We start from the raw sequence: 24824 nt of genomic DNA, 5'->3' as shown, positions 1-24824 counted from the left end.
ACTATGCTTTCTTGTTCTGTCATTATCATTGCATATAACTCTTGCGATTTCATTCCGGCATGCCTCAAGTCTGTTCGTGATGCATGCGAAGGACTGGATTCGCAGATTATCGTTTTGGACAACGGTTCCAATGAGCCGATTATTCCTGAAATCAAGAACTTCTTCCCGGAAGTGGAATGGATTGACTCTAAGGAAAACCTGGGCTTTGGTAAGGGCTGTAACCTCGCTGAAAAGCATGCGACCAAGCCGTATCTGTTCTTTATCAACCCGGATACGATTATTTCGAAGAACGCTTTCCGCGAAATGCTCAAGTTCATGGAAGAGCACCCGGAAGCGGGCACGGTCGGTTGCCGAATTCTGAACGAAGACGGTACGCTCCAGTGGGCCTGCCGCCGTTCTTTCCCGACGATTGTGTCTGCCGTTTCCAAGACGATTGGCCTTGCGGCCCTCTTCCCAAAAAACAAGACGCTTGCAAGCTACAACATGTCGTATGCGGATCCAGACGAGATGATTGAAGTCGATGCCATTAGCGGTTCGTTCTTCTGCATCCGTCGCGATGTCTATGAAAAACTGAACGGCTTTGACGAAGACTTTTTCATGTACGGTGAAGACCTTGATCTTTGCTTCCGCACCAAGGAAATGGGGCTCCACAACTATTACACGCCGGTCACGAACATTCTGCATTTTAAGGGCCAGAGCTGCCGCACGCGCCGTTGGGGCTCGTATGTGGATTTCTACAAGGCGATGCTCATCTTTGTGAAAAAGCACAAAGATCTTTATTTTGTCCCGAATTTCCTCGTTTCGTTCGGTATTTTATTTGCCGCATTCGTGGGAATGTTCTCGCGCCTTATCCCGAAGTTCTGGAAGATGTTCCTCGATTTGGGCGTGGTTGCCATTTGGGCACTTGTATTTTTGCCCGGTTTGGGAAACGACGGATGCATTTTTACATCCATTAAGGAATCCATCGGGGTGATAACGACTTTTGAAGACTGGTGGCTTGTTGGCTTGGTCGCCATTGTTAATATGGTCTTTCTTATTTTCCGTGGGGAATACACGGAATCCAGCCTCAAGGGCGAAAAGTTCTTGCAGTACCTTGTGCCACTGAACCTTTTTGCTGTTGGTGGGTATGAGGTATTCCGTTACTTTGCCCAATTTTCTTATGTCCCGGGAGACAAGTCTACAATCTATCCCAGTATTGGGTGGTGCGTCTATGCTGTCTGTTCCAGTCTCTTTATCCCGCTGGTTCTCCTTGCTTGGCGCCGCATTGCATTCTGGATAAACTATTTCTACCGCATCTTTGCGAAAAAGCGCCACCGCTCCATCTTGCTGGGTGGTCGCGAAGATTCCCTCAACAACTGGTTCGATAGCTACAACGTGATTCCGGGCATTGAAATTCTCGGTTGCGTGAGCTCTGAACCCGAAATGTTGAGCGAAGAAAACCGCAAGCATCTCCTTGGACCGCTTTCGGACATGGAGTCCATTCGCAACCGCACGGGCTGCCGCGAGCTCCTGGTGGTCTCGAATTTCTCGGGTTATCGCGAAGAATTCAACATCAATTGGCTTGATAAATTGGGCATCTGCGTGTATTTGCTCATCGGAAATGGCAAAAACGGCAATTTTGCCCTCGTAAACCTGAAATATCTTCGTTAAAAATCGCCCTTTTTTGTAAAAATGTGTTATTTTTTTTAACGAAATAACACATATAAAAGGTTTTATGCTCGATTCTAAATTGTTAAGTATTCTTTGCTGCCCGGAAACTCGTCAACCTCTTTCCCAGGCGGGCGAGGACTGCATCGCTCTTTTGAACAATGCAATTAAGGCTGGTACGCTCAAGAACGTTGCTGGCGAAGCTATTACTGAACCCCTGACCGAAGCGCTTACGACACCTGATGGTTCTCGTGTTTATCCGGTTCGCGAAGGCATTCCTGTACTTTTAGCGGATGAAGCTATTCTTCTTCCATTGGAGAAATGATGGCTGTAACGTTGGATTCTCTCAGAAAGGCTGTAAAAAAGAATAAGGGGCGTTCTCAGGCTTTGGCCTGGCTTGCTGACATGGAGCGTGCTTCGGGTGATTACGAAGCGGCTCTCAAGACTGTGGATGCCGCTCTTGCTGCATCTCCGTCCGATATTCCGGCAATGTTGGTCCGTGCCAAAATTTTAGCGGGCCAGCAGGATTTTGCGGGTAGCATCTCTGAATACAAGAAGGTGCTTGCCAAAGATCCGTTCTGCCTTTCTGCTCATAAGAGAATGGGAGAATCCTACGATAAGCTTGGCAAGGAAGCCGAGCGTAATGCCTGTTTCCGTCGTGTCCACGATATGGACCCGCTGGATCCGTTCTGGAAGGATGAATACGATGTCCTGCCAGAAGAGGAACAGACGCTTGTTCCGCCGCCGATGGACGAAAGCTCGTTCACGATGGATGTTTCGGATGATTCTGAAAATGCGGAAAATGGCGAAGACAATATCTTTGCAAATCTTGCGGCGTCACTCCCGAATACAGACGAAGAAGACAACGCTTCAATGGATGCTTTACGCAATTCCTTGAATTTTGCATCGGATGAAATCGCCAAGAATCCGGATGGAACAGAAATTCCGGACTTCGATGGTCATGTGCTGAATTCTTCTGAAGTGTCTTCTGCCATTTCTGGAATTTTGGGTGGCGATGACGATCTTGACTTGGGTGAATCTGCAGAAAAGAATGAACCTGCTGCAGAGGAATCCGCTACATCTTCGCTCTTCTCGCATTTCTCTGATGAAAGCGAAAAGGCTGAAACGGTTGAAGAACCGAAGCTCGATGATATTCCGGAAGAACTTATTGACGAACCGCTTCCAGAAGCTACAGAAGAAAAGTCCGAAGACGCCGAATTTAGTCTTGACAGTTTGGACGAACCGCTGGATGCGGATGAAAAGGCGACGAATGTCGATGATGCCTTCTCTTCGCTTTTGGGCGATGATGAACTTCCGGAAGAAAAAGCAAATGAACCGGTTGAATCGGCTAGTGCAGAACCTGAAAAAACGGAAGAACTGACGGAACCGGCTGCTGAAAGCGCAATCCCTGCTACGCATATGGATTTTTCTGATGAAGAAAACGTTGGCGCTGCGGATTTGCTTAGCTTAGACGAAACTCCGAAGTCCGAAGAATCGGAAACAAATATTGATGATGCTTTCTCTTCGCTTTTGGGTGACGATGAACTCCCGGAAGAAAAAGCAAATGAACCGGTAGAATCCGCTAGTTCTGAGCCTGAAAAAACGGAAGAATCTACAGAAGCTCCTGCTGAAGAAGAATCCTTTGGTAGCTTGTTCGAAAAGTCCGCAGATGCAGACTTTAGCTTGAGTGAAGACAATTCTGCTGATGCATCGATTGATTCAGCGACTGAAGCAGAGGAAACTGCAGAAAAGCCCGCTGAAGTTGAATTCGAAGAAGTTGCATCTTCTGCTACAGAAGCTCCTGCTGAAGAAGAATCTTTTGGTAGCTTGTTCGAAAAATCCGCTGATGCAGACTTTAGCTTGAATGACGAACCTGCTGAAAATCCGACTGAAGAAAATGCTGAAGTTTCGGATGCTGCGGAAACAGCTCTTGAAAAGGCTCCGGAATTTACTCCGACAGAATCCGCTGAAAATGTGGCTCCGGTTGAAGGCCTTGTTCCGACATCCCATATGGATTTCTCGGATGATGAAGATGCCTCGAAGTCTGATGATGATTTCATTTTCGATTTAGATGAGCACTCTCCGGAGGCGGAAAAGTCTGTTGAAGAACCTGCTGCCGAAGAAAAAGCTACTACTGAAGAAGAATCTGCAGCTGAAGAAGTGGATGGCGCTTTTGACGCTCTCTTTGGCGATGATGACGACGTTCCTGCAGAAGAAACTTCTGCTGAAGAAGCTCCTGCTGAAGAACCTGTCGCGGAACAGCCGAAAGAAGAAAATTTGGCTGAAGAAATGGGTGGTGCTTTTGCCTCCATGTTCGGTGACAAGGATGATTCTGCACCTGCAGAATCTGTTCCTGCCGAAAAATCGGCCGAAGAAACTCCTGTTGAAGAATCTTTGAGTCAGGAAGCGACGAGCGCAGAACTTGAAGAAAGTGCTGTCAAGGAAGACGTAGAAAAGAGCGTCGATGAATCCTTTGATAGTATTTTCGGTTCTGATGCAGATGACCTTCCGGAAGAAAAATCCGAAGTTGCTGAAGCTCCTGCTGACGCTTCGACTAGCTCAGTGACCGAAAATATTGAAGAAACCGCAGCTCCGGCCGAAGAACCGACAAGTGTATTCTCTGCTCCGTCTGAAATTCTTGAAGAACCGTCTGACGAGACTCTCGAAGAGCCTGCCGCAGAACAGCTTGAAAAACCTGTTGCTGAAACGGCTGAACCGGTCGCAGAAGAAGCTCCTGCTGAACAGGCTGTAGAAGAGACTGCTCCGTCTGCAGAACTCGATTCTATTGACTCCGAAGTTTCTAACGCATTCAAGGGCCTCTTTGATGAAGATGATTCCCTGCCGGAATCCGATGAACCGAACAATAACGGTGTAGACTACCTGATGTCCGGTGATTCTGATGACGAAGTGGCTGCAAGCCTCGTAGAAAATGCGGATGCTCCGCTTTCACGTGGCGCTGTCGATTTAGACGACAGTCTCAACACGCGTACGCTTGCGGATATTTATATGGAACAGGGCGTCTATTCCAAGGCTCTCGAAATATATTCGGACTTGGCAAAGAAGAATCCGGATAATGCTGAAATAAAATCTCGTCTGGAAGAAGTCCAAAAACTCTGCCGCGAAAAGTTTGGAGAAGGCTAATATGGCTGAACTTCGCATTGAACAGCTCTTGCGTGAAATGGTAAACCGCAAGGCGTCTGACTTGCATTTGCGAGTTGGCGTTCCGCCTGTTTACCGTATCAATGGTGCTTTACAAAGGCTTTTTGATGTGCGCATCGATAGCGCTATGATGGATTCCTTCTTGGATGATATCATGAATCGCGACCAGAAGCAGCGCTTTGAAGCGAACAAGGAATGTGACTTTGCTGTTGGTGCCCGCGACATGGGCCGTTTCCGTGTGAACGTGTTCCGTCAGCGTGGTACGATCGCTGTTGTCATTCGTCATATCAAGGCTGTGATTCCGCCGTTTGAAGAATTGCATTTGCCCGAAGTCATTCGCGATTTGGCCTTGACCAAGCGCGGTCTTGTGCTTGTTACGGGTACGACGGGTTCTGGTAAGTCGACGACGCTTGCCTCGATGATTGACTACATCAACCACAAGGAATCCGTAAACGTCATTACCGTCGAAGACCCGATTGAATACCTTTATAAAGATAACGTAGCGATTATCTCGCAGCGTGAAATCGGCGTGGATACGCTTTCGTATGCGAATGCACTCCGTGCGGCGCTCCGTCAGGATCCGGATGTGCTCCTCGTGGGCGAAATTCGTGACCTTGAAACGATGCAGATTGCATTAACCGCTGCTGATACGGGCCACATGGTCTTTGCGACTATCCATACGACGAATGCTGTGGAAACGATTCACCGTGTGCTTTCGATGTATCCGCCGCACCAGCATGACGAAGTGCGTTTGTTGCTTGCAGAAGTCTTGGCGGGCATCATTTCGCTTCGTCTTTTGCCGACGAAGGATGGCAAGGGGCGAGTCCCGGCTGCTGAAATTCTCGTGAATACGGGCGCTATCAAGGAATACATCCAGGATAAGAACAAGATTGACATGGTGGAACAGGCTGTTGCTGAAGGCCATATCCAATACCATAGCCAAACGTTTGACCAGGCGCTCTTGGAACTTTACCAGAACGAGCAGATTTCGCTTGAAACGGCAATGAACGCCGCTACGAACCGCGATGACTTTGATCTTAAGATTCGTGGTATTTCTGGTACATCTGACCGCGGCTGGATGTAGTTTAGACGAAAGGCGAGCAATATTGCTCGCCTTTCTAGTAACTAATGACTATTGACTAGTAACTGCGGCTATGCCGCACTACTTCGTATAAACGCAGCGATCGGTGCTGTTGCCGAAGCAGGTTTTGGTCATGCCGCTTACGCTGCTTACGACGCCCGGCTTACCTGCGCTAGAAACCATCTTGCTTCCAGAGAAGCTTGGCTTGAACGCGATATCCGATGTGCCATAATAGCTATTGGTGTCGAAATTAACGCTGTATTGTGTACCTTCTTCGGAGTTGTTTGTGCCGAATCCGAGCAACTTGCTGCCTGTAATCGATGTCGTTCCGTCCGAATCGACCATACCGCCCATGCCGCCGTTCATGCGGCATTCCACGATGATGACGCCGCCGGTAATGCTGATGCCGCCATTGCTGTCGATGCCGTCTGTGTCGCCTGTGCCGACGTAGATGTAGTGGTAACCGCCTGTGACCTTGAGGTTGCCTGTGCTACCGCCCATGCCGCCGAATCCACCGCCTCCAAATCCACCAGGACCGCCGCGACCCGTGTTGCCACCGTTGTTCCCGGTCGTTGTGCTCGTGCCACCAGCGGCATTCCAGCCATCGTCTGTAGTGATGACGCTTGTGATGCCGCCTTCAAAGTTCATGTCCGGAGATTCCATACCTTCGTAGGCGATGGTCACGCTCACGTTGGCATTGTCCTTGACGTAGAGAGCTTTTTCGGCGTGAACGCCGTCGTCGTCTGTAGCGATGGTCATTGCGCCGCCGCTGAGAGTAATCGTGCCACTGCTGTGGAGACCATCATCACGGCTGTTGATGTCGATAACGCCACCGCTAATGGTAATGCTAGAATCGCCCTTGATGCCCTTCATGCTTTCGCTCGGGGAGCCGGAACTGCCGCCCATTCCGCCGCGTCCGCCGGTCGTGCTGGTGTTCAAGCTGAGGCAGTTTTGGCCGCCGCCAGCTGTAACCTTGATGCTTGGGGCTGTTGATTCGCCGTTTGCAACGACAACGGCGTTAGCTGCCGTGATGCCGTCAAAAGCGGATGTGACGGTGATTGTACCACCTGTGATTTCGATGGAACCCTTGCCGTTTGCCAAATCAGTTGCGTCTTCGGTATCGCTCTTGATGCCGTCGCCTTCGGTTGTGGTGATGTTTATGGTACCGCCGCTGATTTCAACGGAGCCTTTACCCTTGAGGCCGTTGTTCTTGGCGTTCACAGTGATGAGGCCGTTTTTCACTTTCAAATCATTGCTGGTATGGATACCGTTGTTGTAATTAGCCTTGACGATAAGCGTACCTTCGCCTTTGATGGTGAGGTCGTCCTTGGCGTAAATGCAAGCGCCAGTCGTATCGGTCTTGGCTTCGCCGGAGTCATTGGTATAAGTGTAGTTCTTTGTTCTTGAAGAACCGTCCGTGAATGTGTTGGTTGTGCCGTTCTTGGCGACAACAAAAGCCTTGCTTGCCTTTTGGATGTAAATCGGGGCGTCAGCAGTGTTCGTCAGTGTGAGCCCCTTCATGTTCAGGTAAACGGAGGAGTCCGTTTTGGCTGTGTTCACGAGAATCTGGGCATCGCTACCGCTGTAAGAACCGCTAAAGTCGTATTCGCCACCGCATTTGATAGTCACTGTACCGCCTGTAACGGAGACGCAGTTGCCTGCGTTTGTAGCTGTGGCGCCACTTGCGGCGTAAGTGATTACAGGGCGTTCCCCGGTGTTGCCGCTCACTTGTTCAGGCTGAGTGCTGGAGGAACTTTGCGTCACAGGAGCGCTCGAAGAGCTTTGTGCTGCGGGAGCACTTGAAGAGCTTTGTACGGTCTGGGTTGTAGAACTGCTCGAATTGATGGCCGGAACAATGCTGCTTGACGATGCGGTTACGGCGCTGCTCGTGCCATTGCTTGCACTACTTGTGCCGTTGTTCGCGCTACTTGTTGGCGTATTTGTGGAATTGCTAGATGTTGTAGAATTGCCGGAATTTGTAGCGCTGCTAGTTGCGCTATTGGAATCGTGGCTTTCGCTAGAGGTGATGATTTCGATATCATCTAGAGCAGAAGAAGAACTGTCTCCATTGATTTCTGTAGCAGTGTCGTTTGCGCTGTATGGATTAACAGCCGAAGTCGAGTCCGAGCAGCCGGAGTACATTGCTAATGAAAGGCTCGAAATACAGCCCATGGTCAGAAACTTTTTATTCATAGAATATCTCCCATTCAACATTTTCTTAAAACTTATATTAGATGAAATCGCTTTTAAATGTGTGAATTGTTCTTTTTTACGGACATTGAATTTTTAAGCGGAACAAAAAGTTCCATATGGAACGAAAGGGCTCAAATTTTCCCGTTTAAGCTAATTTCATGATTGAAAATGCTAAATTTGGAAAATGCTTTTTAAGAAAATATTTCCCCTTTTATCTTGCGTTTTTCTTTTTGCGGGTGTGAGCAAATCTTTTGCTGCTTCGCCGGTGATTGAACCGGAACATTCTCGCAATTTGCGAAATCTTGAAACGGCGCCAATGCTGTTTGAGTATCATCGTCAGACAATTGGTAATGAGCGCCAGTACTTTACGTATCCGCGTAGGGACACGACTTTCCGCAAGAATTTCTTTAAGACCGAAGGAAACGCACTCCTTTATTTTGATAATGTGCGAGGTCCTGGTATTCTGGGGAAGGGCTTTGGCCCGTCTGATACGGTAAATCCGCGTGTGGCAATTGCAGCAAGCATTGTTGGTGGGATTGATTATCGTGGCGGAGAATCTCTCGGTGATACGATTTTATCTGGACAAGATTATCGCATGAATCGAAAATCTGTTGGAGATACGATTTGGCCGGGTCTTGATGGCGGTATTTACTTGCGTGGCTTTGTCGATTCCGTTGACTTTGTGTTGGATGCCCGCATTTACAATGAAGGGCACTCGGCTAGATGCTTGCGCAACGGAAAATCGATATCGTGTCCGAAATCCTATGATGGTGAATTCCTGGAAGTCCAGAGAGAGGAAAACAATTCCGGCGTCGAATACACGAGCTATGCTCGTTACCGCACGCACTTTGCTTTCAACTACGACTGGTTGCGCCTGGACTTTGGCCGTGACGTGATGCACTGGGGCCCGGGTTACTATAACAACTTGACATTGAACCAGTTTGCGCTTCCGTACAACATGTTGAGCCTTGATTTGATGATCGGCCCTCTTCGCGTGATGAGTTTTTATGCGGATTTGCGAATCTTCAATAACAGTATGAGCATGTCGAATAAGGATAACACGAGAAATCTTTTTGGCCATCGCTATGAACTTGCTGTTGGCAATGCAACGTTTGGTATTAGCGAACTCCAGATTCTCTATGACAACATGAAACCGTGGCTCTTTGTCCCGACGGCTCCTTTGTTTATGGAAAAGGGTAATTATTCAGAAAACAGCAATAATGGATCCCTTTCGTTTGATTTTAACTATCGCTTGTTCAACACGGTTCGCTTCTATACGGAATTCTTTTTGGATGATATGGAATCTCCGATCAGCTTGATCAGGAACGACAATATCGAAGCCAAGTGGGCTTGGATGGCGGGTATCCAGGCAGGTCATGACTTTTATTACAAGGGCCATAAGATTGAGACGGGTACGATTTTTGAATATGCCCGTGTAGAACCTTACGTCTATTCGCATTTTGACAGAAATACGGCTCAGGTTGCTCACTTAGGTTATCCCTTGGGAAATCAGGGTGGGCCGAACAGCAGAACGATTGACTGGAATTTGTTTGCTCGCTTGGACGGCCGCATTTTCGCATCGGTTCGTCAGACCTGGTTCTGGAAGGGAACGGATTACGGTAGTGCCGTGAATGATACGACACCAGGTAATCACCTAAAACTTCCAAAGAAGTTCCTCAGTGGCGCAAAGCTCCAGTACATGCTTACGCCTGCGATTAGCTACGAAGGCCAGCGTTTTTCGTTTATGGGCGAGCTGACTTTAATTGATGATAAAAAAGCGTATATTCGCGCGGGATTCAAGTGGTAGAATGTATGAAAAAGCCTGAACTTTTAGCACCTGCGGGTGACCTTGTACGAATGAAGTATGCATTTGCCTATGGTGCAGATGCTGTTTATGCCGGACAGCCGGCGTTCTCGTTGCGCGCTCGCGAAAACGGTTTCAAGAATCTCGATGACCTTGCCGAAGGCATTACGTACGCCCACGAACATGGCAAGAAGTTTTACCTGACGAGTAACGTGATTCCGCGTAACGTGAAGGTGGAATCGTTCCAGAAGGCTTTGAATGCCGCATTGGAACTCAAGCCGGATGCCTTGATTGTCGCAGATCCGGGCTTTGTGGGCTGGCTTTTGAAAGAACATCCCGAAACTGAAGTTCACTTGTCTGTGCAAGCGAATACGACAAACTATCTTGCCGCTTCGTTCTGGAAGAATTTGGGTGTTCGCCGTATCATTTTGAGCCGTGAACTTCGCCTGTCTGAAATTTTAGAGATAAAGAAACAAGTTCCGGACCTTGAACTTGAAGTGTTCGTCCATGGCGCTGTTTGCATGGCTATGTCTGGCCGCTGCATGCTTTCGAACTGGGTGACGCACCGCGATGCAAACCAGGGCGCCTGTGATAACAGCTGCCGCATGCCTTATCGCTTGTATGCGAACTCCGGTCCACAGGTCGAGGACTATCGCGAACATGAAGGCTCTTTTGCGCTTCAGCGAACTGACCGTCCGGAACTTGATCCGATTGCCCTCGACGAAGACACTTGGGGCACCTACTTTATGAGTAGTCGTGACCTCTGCGCCTTGGATGTGATTCCAGAACTTGTGGCGGGCGGTCTTGATTCCTTCAAGATCGAAGGTCGTACGCGTTCTGTGTATTACTTGAGCCAGGTCGTGCGCGCTTACCGCATGGCTATTGATGCCGTTGCAGAAGGAAATCCTGTACCCGAAGAAAGCCGTCGTGCGATTAGCTTTGTCGATGGGCGAGGCTTTATGCCGGGATTCTTGCGCGGACCGTTGCCGCAGAATTACGAGGCGACTCACGTGGATGCCGCTGGTGGCTGCGTGGCGGCCCAGATCAAGGACTATGACGATGCTACGGGCGCATGCCTTGTGAATGTGAAAAATCCGTTCTCTATGGATGATACGTTGGAACTCATGACTCCCGATGGCATGCAGAAGTGCGAAGTCGAGGAAATGCTGGATTTCCGCGGTGCAGCTGCGGATCGGTTGAATCCGGGAACTGAAGGACGCGTTTTTTTGGGAAAAAATACCTTAAATAGCGAAAAAATCGCCAAATTTGGCTTTCTTGTGAAACGTGCAAATTCATAATATACCATAAAAAAATAGATTTGGAACATGGCAGTCGATAAAGCGACAAAAGAACAGGATGAACTTGAACTTTATCAGATTGATGATAAAGCGATTGTGCCATTCTTCCAGAAACATCTGGAAGAGTTGCAGCAGTTCATTCACGATCATCAGTGCAATGATCATCTTTGCTTATTGGTATTGCTAAAGCAGTTTATTCGTACTTACCGCATGCCGTTCAACATGCAGCGCTATATGGAAGTCCAGAGAACTTTCATCCAGCGTTCTTTGCATGACAAAATCCAGGACCGCCAGCAGGCCGTGAGCCACTGGATTCAGGAATTTGCCGGTCGCCATCGTAACCGTATGATCCAGCTGCAGTGCCTTTACCTTGATAGAGTCAAGGATCGCCTGCTACCTGAAATCGAAAAGCTGCTCGAAAACCGGATCGACCACCTGCAAGAAAAACTCGACGAAAACAAGAATCAGAATCAAAACCAGAATCAATAAAGATTTGTTTGATTAAAAAATTAAGCCGCGCTTTTGAAAGGCGCGGCATTTCGTTTGATAAACTTCTGACCTTTGAAGGCTACTGGGGCTGCTTACGAGCAGCGGAGCACTTGGCCTGGGCGGATTTTTTCGGACTTGAGGTTGTTCAGGCGCTTGATGTGTTCGACAGATGTGCCATACTTGTGGGCGATCTTGCCAAGGCAATCGCCGCGGCGGACCTTGTAAAACTTGCTCTTGCCGATTTCCCTTTGGTAGGCGGCTTCGACTTCTTGAAGTTTATCTGTATCAAGCGTGACGGAAATATCTCTGAAAGTGCCTTCGGCAAAGTCGTAGACTGTTTCAGGATTGATGTACACGCCGTTGTAGCGCATTTCGAAGTGCAAGTGGGCGCCGAACGAGCGACCTGAGTTGCCTCCAACGCCAATCGTATCGCCGGCCTGGAGTTCATCGCCGACCTTGACCTTCCAGCGTTCAAGATGGGCGTAAAGCGTTGTAAGACCGTTGCCGTGGTCCAAGATCACGTAGCGGCCATAACCCTTGCGGCGGCCCTGGTTGCGGACTTTGACGACCTTGCCTGCAAAAGCGGCAACGATTGTGCGGTCTTCACCGTGGCAGAGACCGAGGTCTACACCGCGATGCATGCGGTGCTTGCGCGGACCGTAATGACCTGCAATACGGCGGCTTTCCGTCGGGATGATGGACGTCGTCATGTCGAGGACAAATAGCTTAGCAGGTGCGCCTGTAGAGGCAGAGTCCGTTGTAGCCTTGATGTCGGCATCGGCTTCTGCGTATTCGCGGACGGCTTCTTCGGTGTCGAGGCTATCGCTATTGATGCCTTCTTCTGTTCCGAGATCCGCTGCTGCAGAATCGTTAATCAAGTCTTGCTTGGCGACTTTTTCGACTTTTTCGACCTTGGGCGCTGCCTTAGCCTTGCGAGACTTGGACTTTTTCTGAGTAAAATTGCTTTCGTTGATGTAGAATTTTCCGACGGTAGGTGCTTCTGCTTCAGGGGCGAAGTCATTTATGCCGTCAATAGTCTGGTTCAATTCCGTGTTTTTGGAGTCAACCAAGCGAGGAACAATTTTTCCGGCCATGTCGTCGTCTTTTGCAAAAAGGGCGAGAGGCAGGACTCCTGCAATGAGTATAGTCTTAATCTTCATATAAAATACGCAATCTATATATATGGGCTCAAAAATACTCTATTTTTGGAGTTTTGTCACTATGTTTAGAACAATTTTTCACGAGATATTAACAAGAAAACTTTGTGTAGTATTCTTGTAAACTTATGGAAGCCCTAGAATGCGTAAATTTCTATAAAAATGGTCAAAAAGTCGTTATTGCACTTCGCATTTTTCTATGCCTTCGTTGATTTCTTCGAGTGTGCTTTTAACGGTTTCGTAATAGTCTTTTTCTTTGTGTTGGAGAGCCGCTATGTAAGCGTCGTCGATGCGGACTCCTTTATAAATGCTGTAGATGGAGGTGCTGTCCATTTCGCAAGGAGTCAGGCCTGTGGGGCATTCTGGAACACCATATACAGGCGCGTTCCCTAGATGACCTAAGAGATCCCTGTAACAACTGTTATTGCCGTAATAGTCCGGATTATCCTTGTGCTGTTCATCGAGCTTTTCGAAGGCGATAGATGCTGCGTGAGCTTGGGCGTTGTAATGGTTACTCCAGCCTTTTGTCATTTCGCAATATTGATATTCGGGAATGCATGTTCCTCTGAGCCCGGTTGTATCCGTTGTTGTTAATTTGGCGAGCTCTTTGTCAATGTCGATAAATGCTGAAGGTTTTTCGGCTGACGTTCCTGAATCGCAGCTTGTCCAAAAGAACGAAGCCCCCGAAAGGAACAGTTTCCCCAGAATGTTATGAAATTTTTTAAGCATCGAATTTCCTCCACATCACTTACTATACAAAATAAATTAATGGGATGTAAAGAAATGTAAGAATTGACCTCAAAAGCGCAGTTTCTTGAGGGTTGTTCTGTATTTGTTTGGATAAATGTATTATATAGAACAATCTTATTGATGAGGCTTGTCTATAATAAAAAAGGCGTGCTTGGCACGCCCCTTTTGTCTTTGTACAAGTACCAAATGCTAGGCTCAGAAATAGACTTGCAAGCAAGTCTGCTTCATTCGCCTTACGCATTTGTCGTCTGATTTAGAATTGGAAGTAAATGAACGGGCAGGAATCTGCGCTCATGAACTGGTAAATCACGAAGATGATGAACGCTGTTGCCGCCACCATTCCCGGAATCGGGAGCGATGCAAACGTGATGCGGTAACGGGACTTCACGCGCTTCGGAATCCAGTGGATAAGCATACCAGCGATGAACACGAGGATGATATTGATGTGTTCCCATGCAATCGGGAGAATCGTGTCCCAGCGCCAGGCGGTACCCATCTGGTGCACCATGTTCTTTGCCGTGTTCCATGCGACTTCGTTTGCTTCTGCCGGGTCGAGGTTTGAACCTGCGCGGAAGAAGAGACGCGTGAACGTGATGAACACAAACGTGAGCGTCACATTCCATGCGGTTGTGAGCCACGGCAGTTGTTTTTGGCAGAACAAGTGGTAGATAATGGTCGAGTAGATGCCTACGAAGAGCACGCCGAACCATACAGCGGTAATCGCGCATATAGGAATCGTGTAGTGCTTGTAGAGGATCGCGCTCAGTGCAAAGAAACCAAGTGCAATCGATGCTCGGACGGTTGCGCTGCGCTTGACCCAGAGCTTGTTGAACACCTGACCAAAGCCGTTCAAGCCGCCCCAGATGATGAAGTTCCAGCTTGCGCCATGCCACCAACCGCCGACTATCTGCGTTGCCATGGCGTTCATGTTTGTGGTAATCGTCTTGCGGGATTCCGGCTTGAAGTAAGCAAAAATCGCGATGTAGAGGAAGAACACGCCAAGAGCAATGCCGACCCACATGCTGCCAGAAAGGAGAATGGCCACAAGGCTCAAGAATCCCATCCAGAAGAACGTGCCGACGGTTGCGTTTCTGTTACCGCCAAGAGGGATGTACAAGTAATCGCGCCACCAGCTAGAAAGCGAAATGTGCCAACGGCGCCAGAATTCGGTCGGGCTCTTTGCCTTGTACGGGCTGTTGAAGTTTTGCGGCAGGCGGAAACCCATGAGGAGGGCAACGCCGATCGCGATATCCGTGTAACCCGAGAAGTCGGCGTAAACCTGTAACGAATAAGCGAAAAGGGCAATCAGGTTTTCAAGGCCGGTAAAGAGGAGCGGCGTGTCGAAAACGCGGTCCACAAAGTTCGTGGCGAGGTAGTCACTCAAGATGATTTTCTTGGCGAGACCGTTCAAAATCCAGAACACGGCCATGCCGAAGGCGCGGCGGGGGAGGAAATACGGCTTGTAAAGTTGCGGCACAAACTTGTCTGCACGCACAATCGGACCAGCCACGAGCTGCGGGAAGAACGAAAGGTAAAAGCCGAAATTCAAAATGTTGTCTACAGCCTTAATCTTACCGCGGTAAATGTCGATGCAGTAACTCATTGCCTGGAACGTGAAGAACGAAATGCCCACCGGGAGGATAATTGTATCCACGAGCGAGTGCGTGTTGAACATCGCATTGCTTGCGGCGGCAAAGAAGTTGTACACGTGGAGCTCGATGCCGGTAAAGTCGTAAAGTGCGTCCAGGAAGAAGTAAGAGTATTTATAATAGCAGAGCACCAGCAAGTCGATAATCACGACTATAATCATCAAAAGTTTCTTTTTCCACTTTTCTTCAGCTTTCTCAATCCACTTGCCGATGAAGAAGTTTGCTATCACGCAGAAGATGAGGATGCACACGTAGCTGCCGCTCGTCTTGTAGTAGAAGAACAAGCTCGTCGCAAACAGGAACGCGTTGCGGAGCAGAAGCTTGCTGTGGACTAACGAGAAGATGGCGAAGACGACCGCGAAGAAACCCCAGAAATAGAACTGGGTGAAGAGTAACGGGGAGTTCGGGTCAAACGCAAATGTGCGGGTCAGGTAGGGGATGATATAGTCAAGCATGATTTTTGGGCTTGTAAATTAGAAAATTATTTAGCGTCCTGTGCTTCGGGTTTCAGCGGAACTTGAATTTTTGGTTGCGCGGGTTGTGCTGTTTGCTTTACGACTTCAGGCATCGGGACATCTTTATGGGCGGCAGCGGCAAGCTTTGGCATTTGCGGAGGGGCGACCGTTTTTTCGGCAGTTTGCTTGGCCGTCGATTCTGGTTTTGCCGGGGCGGCATCAGCCGATTTAGAAGGAAGCGGCGTTGCTACCTTTGCCTGGATGGTTGCTGCAGTCTTTTCGACTGGAGTCTGTGGAGCCTTAGCCTGAATGGTTGGCGCTGCGCTAGAGGCTGTTTTGGCCGTAGGTGTCGCCTGAACCTTTGGAGCTACGCTTGATGCTGCCGGAATTGTTGCCGGTGTCTGAGGCTGTGCCGGTTTAGATTGGACAACGGCCGGCGATTCTGCAGGGAGGCTTGCGATATGGTCAAAGTAGGCCTGTATTAAAGCCTTGTAGAACATGTCGCCGAGCAACTGGTAGCCTGCGGTTTTGAAGTGGACTTTGTCTTTCTTGGCGAGGTCCGCCTTTTCCCACTTGGCCATGGAACCAAGACCACCCATGATGGAGAACTTGTCCCAGACGCCTGCCTTGTGCTTGTCGGCGAGCATAAAGAACGATTTACGTGCAACTTCGCCGTTTGGGTGCTGCACGTACTTTCTTTTACGGACTTTGCGGTAAGAATCGTTATTGGTCTCGAAAATGAATGCGGTTTTCGGGCTTACCTTGCGGATTCGCTGGATGAGCTTGTCGTAGTCTTCGCGGAAGATTTTGTCGTTAAAGACATCGACGTTAGCATCGTTAATGCCAATCGCAAAAATCACGAGGTCCGGCTTGTAATAAGACATTTCCTTTTCGAACAGCGGGCAAACTTCTTCAAAGTAGTTCGAAACCTTGGCGCCGTTAATGCCGACGTTCGTGTAGGTGATGCCGGGGGCGTTGTTCTCTGCCAAAATGCCTGTGAGCGTAAAGTGCGGGCGAGGCGGAACTGTATCTGCGGCGGCTGAATCTAGAGTAGCTTGCAAATCTTCGTCGCGGTTCAGGCAGTTCGTGTCGAGGACGTCTTCGCAGTCGCCCTGGAACATCGAATCAGCTGCGGCCACTTGCGAGGCTTGCTGAGAGGATGCTGGCGGAGGCGTTATTCCAAGCGAATCCATGCGCAAAGAATCTGCAACACGAGCGAGAGAGTCTGCGCGGGCGACGGAATCCTTGAAGAGCGAGTCCGTGATGAACGCGGCCACTTCGGCTTGCTTGGTCGTGTCTGCCCAGCGGAATGCAATCTGGATCGTGTCAATCGGGCGCGGGCTTGTGAAAACGTAGCTTTGGCTCGTGGAATCAAATGTTCCAAAGACATCCATCGAGTCTATGCGAAGCACCGGTTCAACGTCGTTGCTGTCGCTATAGCCGAAAACTCTAAAGCTTGTTTCGCCCCAAATCGGTTCGGTATTGTACTTGTCCAAAAGGAGCGTGATTTCGGCACGCGGGTCGCGAGTGCTGATGGCAATGCCGAGGAGACCGAGCGGTTTAGTGATTTCGTGCTGAACGTTCTTGTTCTTGTCCCAAATGCCCTTATAATAGCTAGCGTAGCTTGCGGGGGTGTTTGTCCTAGCTGCCGAATACGGGAATACGAAACCGCGGCCAGCCGATGCACCCGGATATTCTTTTACCAGGTGTTCGCGGATGCGGCCCGAGATGACGTCAGCCTGCAAGTGCGAACCGCCAATGTGGAGGATGCGCACCTTGCCCCTGTTCTCGAAAACGAGCGTGTCAAGCTTCTTGAAGAACGGCTCGAAACTAGCGCTCCCTTGCGGGAACTGGATGGTGTTCAAAGACGTATCGATAAAATCGTATTTCGTAAAGTCAACGTCATAGTAGCCCGGGGTGATTTCCATGTCCTTTGCAGAAACCATGGAACCCATGCTAACAATGCCAAGTATGGCAGCAATGACGGCAAGCTTTTTCTTCACTTAACACCCCCTCCGGTATTTAAGGATTTAGCTTTTCTTTGTTCAAATCAATTACTTTAGTCGTGTCGGCGTTTGCCTGTTTTTTGTCCGAGAACTTGCGAATGTCCTTAAGTTTCGAATCGTTCAGGTGATGCCTGTCGCGGAACTGGAAGTAATCGTAGTACATGTGGAGCGATGAGCAGAATAGATCGCCCATATAAGAGGCTCCGCGGCGCGTAAAATGCACGTGGTCTGTAAAGCCGAGCGGTGGGGACTTCTTGACCCACTTGATCATGGCGTTTTCGCCACCCATCACGCGGTGCATATCCCAGTAGGCAAGGCCGTTTTCAAGAGCCACTTCGCGCAACATCTTGATGGTGATGCCAAGTCCCGGGTATGTTTGCCATCTTCCGTTAATTTGTTTTGCCATATCGGCCGGACCGATGAACAAAATGTCTGCATCCGGATTGGCTTTCTTGACGGATTGAATTTGTCTGGTAATGAGTTTCTTGCTCCAGTCAAGATTCTTGGGGGTCATGCTCGGAACCATGTTTCCGCCGTATTCCATGATGATGAGTTTTGCATTCATGGCCTTGTAGGATTCGGCAAGAAGTTGGCTATCGATCTTGTGGAATACCGTACCCGAGCTTCCGCGCATGGCAACGTTGTCCACAGCGACACCGTAAGAACCGTCTACAGAAATCGCATAGATTTCCGTGCGTCCGCTCAGGTAGAGTTTGATGTTCGAGGTCGTATCCGGGAGTTTCCACGTATAAACGTTCAGCTTCGTGAATTTTTCAACGGCAGGAGCGGCTGCGGTTTCCTTTTTGTTCTTGATTTTGAGTTTCGGCGAACCGTCGGCATTTGTTCCAACTTGTTCCGTCACTTCGTGTTCGTAGGTGAGGCGGAGCTTGAGGCTGCCCTTGTTGCTTGCGAGAACCTTAATCGTGGAGTAGCCGCCTACGTGCGGGAACATGTCCTTGCGGCCTTCGCGCTTCTTGACGCCGATAACGGCAGAACCGTTGAGCTCACCCACCTGGGCCAAAGGTCCATAGCGGTTGTGCGTGGCGTGTTCTTCCTTGGGGCCAAAGATGATGTAACGCTGCAAGTCGCCGTTGTTCCACTGCGATGTCGACTGAGACGGAATGTGCATCACGGCTGGGAGCATGCCCGGACCGTTACCTCCAAATTCAGTCTGCAAGTCTTCGCGGATCGTAGAGGAAATGCGGTCTTCTTCGAGCTGCGAGTCACCGTAATGGATGACGTGGACAACGCTCGAATCCTTCTGCGCATTCTGGAGGCTTGTGAAGAAACGGTCAAACCACGTGAGGTCGTTGTTCGGCAAGTCGAAGCGAGTACGGCCTTCTCTAAAGAAGTCTTCGTAGTACTTGAGAGAATCCGAGTATGCTGCAAATTGCTTTGCCTTGGTCTCTTCCATCATCTGGCGGATGGCGTCTTCTGGGTCTACCTGTTCAACCTTGACCTTGTTCCCGGCGGAGTCCGTTGTTGTCTCGGCCTTCTCGAAAACTTGGGAAAGCTTCGGGTAGCGGAGCGTCGTATCGCCAACATGGATTCCGTCTTCAGGGTAGGCAAGCGCCATCAGCCCGAGAACGAGGTACAGAGAAATGATGCTGAGTAATACTTTTACTGGAGTCATGCAGAGATGTCATCCCCGGCTTGACCGGGGATCTCCTTTATGATTTTTTCGATTCGATGTTCTGTTTGCTGCGTTCGATGATTTCGGCGACATCGCCAACGTGCATGGTGCCGTCACGGAGGTCCTTGAATTCGAACTGACCTTCAGCCGCCTTGTCACCATCGACATAAACGACGATGCTTGCGCCCTGGTAGTTTGCCTGTTCCAACTGCTTGCCCATCTTCATGGTGGCGAGCGGGTGAGAGACAGAGTTTCCGTTTGCGCGGAACACCTGGGCTGTTTCGAAAATCTTCTTCATGTCGTTCGTGAAGCTTGCGATGTAGAAATCCACATGCTGCTTCGGGCTCGGCAAAAGTCCACGTTCGCGGAGGAGGTCGGCGAGCACGACGTCGCCCATGCCAAAGCCGACACCCGGGATGCGGTCGCCACCGAGCTTTTCGGTGAGGCTGTCGTAACGTCCACCGCCTGCGATGGCGCGCATGGATTTACCCTTGTCGAACACTTCGAACACAATGCCGGTGTAGTAGGCGAGGCCGCGCACGATCGAAAGGTCGAGGTTCACGCATTCGCTAAAGCCTGCGGCGGCAAGCGTTGCAAAGAGGTCTTCGATTTCCTTGAGGGCTGCGGTTGCGTTTTCGCTCTTCACGGCGGCGCGCACTTCTTCGATGGACTTGCAGCTCATGAAATCGTCAAGCTGCTTGATCTGTGCTTCAGAGAGGCCTGCTTCGGTAAGAGCCTTGGCAAAAGCTTCCGGACCGATTTTCAAGCGACGATCGAGAACCGGGTAAACGAGCGCCGGGTTCGGGGCACCAATTTCTTCGAGGTAGGTGGCGAGGAGCTTGCGGCTCGAAACGCCAATGGCAAAGTCGGAGTCCTTGAGGCCGAACTTGCGGAGCATCGTTGCGATGGAGGCGAGCAAGTCTGCTTCGGCGTAAATGCTTTCGGTGCCGATGATGTCCATGTTCAGCTGGAAGAATTCGCGGAGGCGACCCTTCTGAGCTTTTTCGTAACGGAACAGGCGCGGCATGGAGAACCACTTGAACGGCTTCTTGAGTTCGCGGGCCTTCTGGATCACGAGGCGGGCGAGCGTCGGCGTCATTTCGGGGCGGAGCGCAATTTCGCGGTCGCCCTTGTCCTTGAAGTTGTAGAGCTGGCTTACGATTTCTTCGCCGGACTTGCCGGTGTAAAGTTCCAGATGCTCAAACATCGGACCTTCGTATTCTTCGTAGGCGAAGCTTTCGGCGACTTTGCGCCAGGTGTCAAAAATATAGTTCTGGATGCGCTCGGCTTCCGGGTAAAAATCACGTGTGCCCTTGGGCAGTTGAGGAATTGCAATACTCATAGTGCGAGCAAAGATAGAAAAGTAACTAGTCAGTAGTTACTAGTTACTATAAAAATGACGGGTTACGATGTGGTTGTCTCCATCTCGTATGACAAAGAAATAACATTGTAACGTTGCCGGTTTTACATTTGTTTTGCTATATTTGACACGTAAATTTTTAAATACCTTAAAAGGAAGGTTAATCATGGCAAGAAAGAAGATTGCACTCGTTGGTGCTGGTCAAATTGGTGGTACAATGGCTCTCGTGCTCGCACAGAAGAACCTCGGCGACGTCGTTCTTATCGACATCCCGATGACTCAGGGCATGCCGAAGGGTAAGGCTCTCGATATTATGGAAGGCCGTTCCGTCATCAATTCGTCTGTTGATCTTCAGGGTTCTACTGATTATTCCGCTATTAAGGGTGCTGACGTTGTTATCGTTACCGCTGGTTTCCCGCGTATGCCGGGCATGAGCCGTGACGACCTCCTCGACAAGAACTGTGGCGTTATCAAGACTGTTGCTGAAGCCATCAAGGAAAATGCTCCGGATGCATTCGTGATCGTTATTACGAACCCGCTCGACGCCATGGTCTACAACATGCAGAAGCAGTCTGGCCTCCCGGCCAACAAGGTTATCGGTATGGCTGGCGTGCTCGACTCTGCTCGTCTCGCTTGTTTCGTCGCTGACGAACTCGGCGTTTCCGTCGAAGACGTCAAGGCTCTCGTTATGGGCGGCCACGGCGACACGATGGTCTCCATCATGGAATGCGTCTCTGTCGGTGGCATCCCGGTTTCTCAGCTCATGAGCAAGGAAAAGTTTGCTGAACTTGCAAAGCGTACTGCTGGTGCAGGTGGCGAAATCGTGAACCTCCTCGGTCGCGGTTCTGCTTTCTACAGCCCGGCTACTTCTGCTATCCACATGGCTGAAGCTTACCTCCTCGACAAGAAGAGCGTGTTCTCCTGCGCTGCTAAGCTCAATGGCGAATACGGCGTGAACGGCCTCTACTGCGGCGTGCCGGTTGTCGTTGGTGCAAACGGTGTCGAAAAGATTCTCGAAGTCAAGATGAGCGCCGAAGAAAAGGCTGCTTTCGACAAGTCTGTCGAAGCTTGCAAGAAGAACGCTGAGTGGGTTGACGCTCATACGTAATAGACCGCTCGGCTCTTATGCAAGGCGGGGACTCCGTCTTCGCCTCGCTCTCACGAACACGACCGGTTGATACCGGTCGCTTTTCGTTCACGGGTGACCGTTCGCGTCTAGAATCCATAGAAATATGTGAGCGTCGCTCACTCTCGTGAAAACGCCTGGCTAATGCCAGGCGTTTCTCGCTCGCACCTAATAAGACCGCTCGGCTCTATCGCAAAACAAGAATGTGATATCGCCTCGCTCTCGCCAACGCGACTCGTTAATACGAGTCGTTTATGGCTCACAGAGACCGCTCGGCTCTTATGCATGGCGGGGACTCCGTCTTCGCCTCGCTCTCCCCATTCGCGGACCATGTCCACATAAGCACTAAAGTGCTAAGTGGAACAAAGGTCGCAATCGCGCTCGGTTAAATAAATCTAAACCGAGTGCAGCAGAAACAAAACTTGTTTGTTTCTATTGTTGAGGTGCCGGTTTATGCGATGTAATCGCAATACCGAGCGCTTTTTGCTCACAGAAAATCTAAGAAATGTCATTCCCGCCTCTGAGCGGGAATCTCCTTCTTAACAAAACAGCCCTCGGGTGGAGAGAAAACCCGAGGGCGTTTTTTTATTTTGCTTTTGTGTGAATGTTATTTCAGCATGATTTCTTTTGCGAAATTGACGTTCTTGCCGGTAACGCGAATCATGTAAGCCCCGGCATCGAGTGTGGCGAGGTTGAGCGAAGATGTTGTGATATCAATTGTACCTCTGAGAACAACTTGACCTTGGCTATTGATGATTTCGGCTGTTGCTGCAGATTTGACTCCGGTAAAGCTGAGTGTGCGACCGGTAAGTGTAGCCTTGGCCGATGATGCGCTACGAGTTGCATTGATGGCTTCACTGTCGTCAGAGCAATCTGTTAAGGGGCCGATTTTTTTGATGTTGAAATTATAGTCGCCATCGTTTGCTTGGATCTTGAATTTGACGGCGACAAGACGCTTGGCGGCTTCTGTACCGGAAATTTTTACTGAACCCGTATACCAGCTGGGTTGCGCGAATTTAGACCAGGGAATGGCTTTGGTTGTAGGGACGTCTTTTGCTTTTGAAAGCTTGGCGACTGGGTTTGCGTATTCGATTTCTGAATCGAAGCTGCCGAGGCCGAGTTCTAGATCTGCTGATATATCGCATGTGTAAGTAATGCAGATGCCTTCCCATGCTGAAGCGTCGCCAGGTTCTGGGTCGCCTCCGCCAACGGCTTCTCCGACAACGTTGAAACCGATACCGACAAAGGGGCTGTATTTTAACGTGGACTTAGACAGAGATGCTACGCCGCATACTCCTTTGCAGTGTGTGATTACCGCATCTAGAGATTCTCCGGTGTCGGTGCTTGTGTCTACAGGCCAATTTACTTTCGATTTACCTCCGTCTTCATTGTCGGCATAGCTGAACCAGTAACCTGAAGTTTCAGAACCATTATCAAGTCCTGTTTGGACTTGAGATATTCCGTCTTCGCCATTCCATGTTTGGAATGTTCCGGCGTATGCAACTGATGCTGCAAAGATTGCGGCTAGTGTGATTGTATTTTTCATGGGGCTGTTCTCCTAATCCAAATGTTGAACTATAGATAAGATATACTTGTTTTGTATAAATGTTTTGAAAGCGAATTGAATAAAACGAAAAAGTATGAATTTGTTAATAATTGTATTTCTATGATACGTATCATATGTATAACAAAGTATCTTTATGATACGTTGTGTGCTATATGATGAAAATTAGTGATTGACGATAAATTTTTTTATGAAAAAAAACGCCTGCAGAAAATGTCTGCAGACGCTGTTGAAATGAAAAAGTTTTTGTTTTAAATTATTTCAAAATAATCTTCTTTGCAAAATTGATGCTTTTCCCGCTCACACGCACCATATAAATTCCGGCGTCGAGCGATGCGAGGTTAAGTGTTGCCGCGTTACTCGTGGCGTTGTTAATTACGCCTTTCATCACGACTTGCCCAAGAGTGTTCATCACTTCGACGGTTGCGGAGGCCTTGATCCCCGTGAATCCAAGCGTGCGCCCGTTCAAAACGGCGCTGACTGCGGATGTTCCGCGGACAATCTGAATTCCTGCACTAGACATACCGCATTTTTCTGGGCATGTTCCGTCTTTCGGGCCGACCGCGCAGATGTTGAACTTGTATTTGCCGGGGGCTGCCTGAAGTTTAAAGTGTATGGCGGCGAGCTGTTTTGCTGCCGTCTCGCCGTCGATTTTAACGGCTCCATCGTACCATGAAGGCTGTTTAAAGTCGGACCAGCTGACAACTACTTTGTTTCCGTCTTTTCCGTTGGGCGATAGAATGTCTGTAGCTTTTGCCGCGGGAAGTGTTACTGCGGGATTTGCGTAATTGATCGTTGAATCGACAACAGGACCAAGGCCGAGTTCGAGTTGTAAGTCCGCATCGGAAGTGTAAGTTACGCAGAGTCCGCCCCAAGCGGATACATTGGCTGCGGCTGGGGTGACGTCGGTAAAAGATGTCTCACCAACGACATTGAAACCAAAACCGACATAAGGCAAATCTGTTTGAGAGCCGTTGTCGAGTTCTGCTATTGAACAAAATCCTTGACAAGTGGGGAGTATTACATCGGCGCAATAGATATATGGTGGGTCGATTCCATCGTCTGGGCATATTGTTTTTGAACCAAGGTTGTCTTCGTAAGTGTACCAGCGGCCTTGGGTTTCTGTTTCGTTGCCAAGTCCGGTTTTGACTATGGGATCTTCATCTGCTCCGTTCCATGTGGTGAACTGCCCTGCGAAAGTTGCCGTTGCGGCACAAAGTGTAGCCAATGTAATATTTTTCATCGTGACCTCTCCAAATTATCTTAGCACAATCTTCTTTGCAAAATTTACGTTTTTCCCGCTCACACGCACCATATAAATTCCGGCGTCGAGCGATGCGAGGTTAAGTGTTGCCGCGTTACTCGTGGCGTTGTTAATTACGCCTTTCATCACGACTTGCCCAAGAGTGTTCATCACTTCGACGGTTGCGGAGGCCTTGATCCCCGTGAATCC

Annotated in this window: 18 protein-coding genes; 8 read left to right on the top strand and 10 right to left on the bottom strand. The window is 49.4% G+C overall.

From position 1 onward, the window contains the following. The first annotated feature begins 3 nt into the window (after nucleotides 1-3). The 4 genes from B7991_RS00090 to B7991_RS00075 all read left to right on the top strand — a co-directional run bounded on the left by B7991_RS00090 (nucleotide 4) and on the right by B7991_RS00075 (nucleotide 5890). The gene (locus B7991_RS00090) at nucleotides 4-1650 is read left to right on the top strand and encodes a glycosyltransferase family 2 protein (protein ID WP_088629056.1); all 1647 of its coding nucleotides are present in this window, start codon (nucleotides 4-6) and stop codon (nucleotides 1648-1650) included. A gap of 64 nt (nucleotides 1651-1714) precedes the next feature. Further along, nucleotides 1715-1972, top strand: a complete 258-nt coding sequence (locus B7991_RS00085; RefSeq protein WP_088629055.1) for a Trm112 family protein — start codon at nucleotides 1715-1717, stop codon at nucleotides 1970-1972. Next, nucleotides 1969-4788 (top strand): tetratricopeptide repeat protein, encoded by a 2820-nt coding sequence (locus tag B7991_RS00080; protein WP_088629054.1) that lies wholly within the window; start codon nucleotides 1969-1971, stop codon nucleotides 4786-4788. Before B7991_RS00085 ends, B7991_RS00080 begins: the two co-directional genes overlap by 4 nt. A 1-nt stretch (nucleotide 4789) precedes the next feature. Beyond that, nucleotides 4790-5890, top strand: coding sequence for a type IV pilus twitching motility protein PilT (locus tag B7991_RS00075; RefSeq protein WP_088629053.1), 1101 nt, complete (start codon nucleotides 4790-4792; stop codon nucleotides 5888-5890). Nucleotides 5891-5968: 78 nt separating this feature from the next. Here the strand turns inward: B7991_RS00075 and B7991_RS00070 are convergent, their stop codons facing one another. Next, on the bottom strand, nucleotides 5969-8080 hold the full coding sequence (locus B7991_RS00070) for a carbohydrate-binding domain-containing protein (protein ID WP_088629052.1): 2112 nt from the start codon (nucleotides 8078-8080) through the stop codon (nucleotides 5969-5971). A 238-nt stretch (nucleotides 8081-8318) separates the two neighbouring features. Here B7991_RS00070 and B7991_RS00065 point away from each other — a divergent pair, with 238 nt between their 5' ends. Genes B7991_RS00065 through B7991_RS00055 form a run of 3 tightly spaced genes read left to right on the top strand, consistent with a single transcriptional unit; the run spans nucleotide 8319 to nucleotide 11671 of the window. Further along, nucleotides 8319-9887, top strand: coding sequence for a hypothetical protein (locus B7991_RS00065; RefSeq protein ID WP_254917778.1), 1569 nt, complete (start codon nucleotides 8319-8321; stop codon nucleotides 9885-9887). Between the two features lie 5 nt (nucleotides 9888-9892). Next, nucleotides 9893-11182, top strand: a complete 1290-nt coding sequence (locus tag B7991_RS00060; RefSeq protein WP_088629050.1) for a U32 family peptidase C-terminal domain-containing protein — start codon at nucleotides 9893-9895, stop codon at nucleotides 11180-11182. Nucleotides 11183-11209: 27 nt separating this feature from the next. After that, nucleotides 11210-11671 carry a hypothetical protein gene (locus tag B7991_RS00055; protein ID WP_088629049.1) on the top strand — a complete coding sequence of 154 codons (462 nt, stop codon included), beginning with the start codon at nucleotides 11210-11212 and terminating at the stop codon, nucleotides 11669-11671. A 92-nt stretch (nucleotides 11672-11763) separates the two neighbouring features. Here B7991_RS00055 and B7991_RS00050 read toward each other — a convergent pair whose 3' ends face one another. The 6 genes from B7991_RS00050 to hisS all read right to left on the bottom strand — a co-directional run bounded on the left by B7991_RS00050 (nucleotide 11764) and on the right by hisS (nucleotide 20663). After that, complete coding sequence (locus B7991_RS00050) at nucleotides 11764-12831, bottom strand: peptidoglycan DD-metalloendopeptidase family protein (protein ID WP_235002963.1); 1068 nt, start codon at nucleotides 12829-12831, stop codon at nucleotides 11764-11766. A gap of 174 nt (nucleotides 12832-13005) precedes the next feature. Continuing rightward, on the bottom strand, nucleotides 13006-13557 hold the full coding sequence (locus B7991_RS00045) for a hypothetical protein (protein WP_088629048.1): 552 nt from the start codon (nucleotides 13555-13557) through the stop codon (nucleotides 13006-13008). A 274-nt stretch (nucleotides 13558-13831) separates the two neighbouring features. Further along, nucleotides 13832-15682 carry an MBOAT family protein gene (locus tag B7991_RS00040; RefSeq protein ID WP_085490479.1) on the bottom strand — a complete coding sequence of 617 codons (1851 nt, stop codon included), beginning with the start codon at nucleotides 15680-15682 and terminating at the stop codon, nucleotides 13832-13834. 26 nt (nucleotides 15683-15708) lie between these two features. Then, nucleotides 15709-17685, bottom strand: coding sequence for a GDSL-type esterase/lipase family protein (locus tag B7991_RS00035; protein WP_088629047.1), 1977 nt, complete (start codon nucleotides 17683-17685; stop codon nucleotides 15709-15711). Between the two features lie 19 nt (nucleotides 17686-17704). Beyond that, nucleotides 17705-19321 (bottom strand): hypothetical protein, encoded by a 1617-nt coding sequence (locus B7991_RS00030; RefSeq protein ID WP_088629046.1) that lies wholly within the window; start codon nucleotides 19319-19321, stop codon nucleotides 17705-17707. A gap of 37 nt (nucleotides 19322-19358) precedes the next feature. After that, a complete protein-coding gene (gene hisS, locus B7991_RS00025) occupies nucleotides 19359-20663 on the bottom strand; it encodes a histidine--tRNA ligase (protein ID WP_088629045.1) in 1305 nt (434 codons plus the stop codon). A gap of 184 nt (nucleotides 20664-20847) precedes the next feature. Between hisS and mdh the strand changes: the two genes are divergently transcribed. Then, nucleotides 20848-21789: a malate dehydrogenase gene (gene mdh, locus B7991_RS00020; protein ID WP_014547218.1), complete on the top strand. Its 942-nt coding sequence runs from the start codon at nucleotides 20848-20850 to the stop codon at nucleotides 21787-21789. A gap of 625 nt (nucleotides 21790-22414) precedes the next feature. Here the strand turns inward: mdh and B7991_RS00015 are convergent. The 3 genes from B7991_RS00015 to B7991_RS00005 form a co-directional block, all read right to left on the bottom strand. Then, nucleotides 22415-23353, bottom strand: coding sequence for a T9SS type A sorting domain-containing protein (locus tag B7991_RS00015; protein WP_088629044.1), 939 nt, complete (start codon nucleotides 23351-23353; stop codon nucleotides 22415-22417). Nucleotides 23354-23627: 274 nt separating this feature from the next. Further along, nucleotides 23628-24614: a T9SS type A sorting domain-containing protein gene (locus tag B7991_RS00010; protein WP_088629043.1), complete on the bottom strand. Its 987-nt coding sequence runs from the start codon at nucleotides 24612-24614 to the stop codon at nucleotides 23628-23630. Between the two features lie 15 nt (nucleotides 24615-24629). Continuing rightward, nucleotides 24630-24824: T9SS type A sorting domain-containing protein (locus B7991_RS00005; RefSeq protein ID WP_141099810.1), on the bottom strand; the 195-nt coding region annotated here is incomplete at its 5' end.

Origin of the sequence: Fibrobacter sp. UWB3 (assembly GCF_002210405.1) — a bacterium.
Taxonomy (GTDB): domain Bacteria; phylum Fibrobacterota; class Fibrobacteria; order Fibrobacterales; family Fibrobacteraceae; genus Fibrobacter.
Note: the sequence above shows the minus strand (reverse complement) of the source record. Positions and strands in the feature narration are given on the sequence as shown.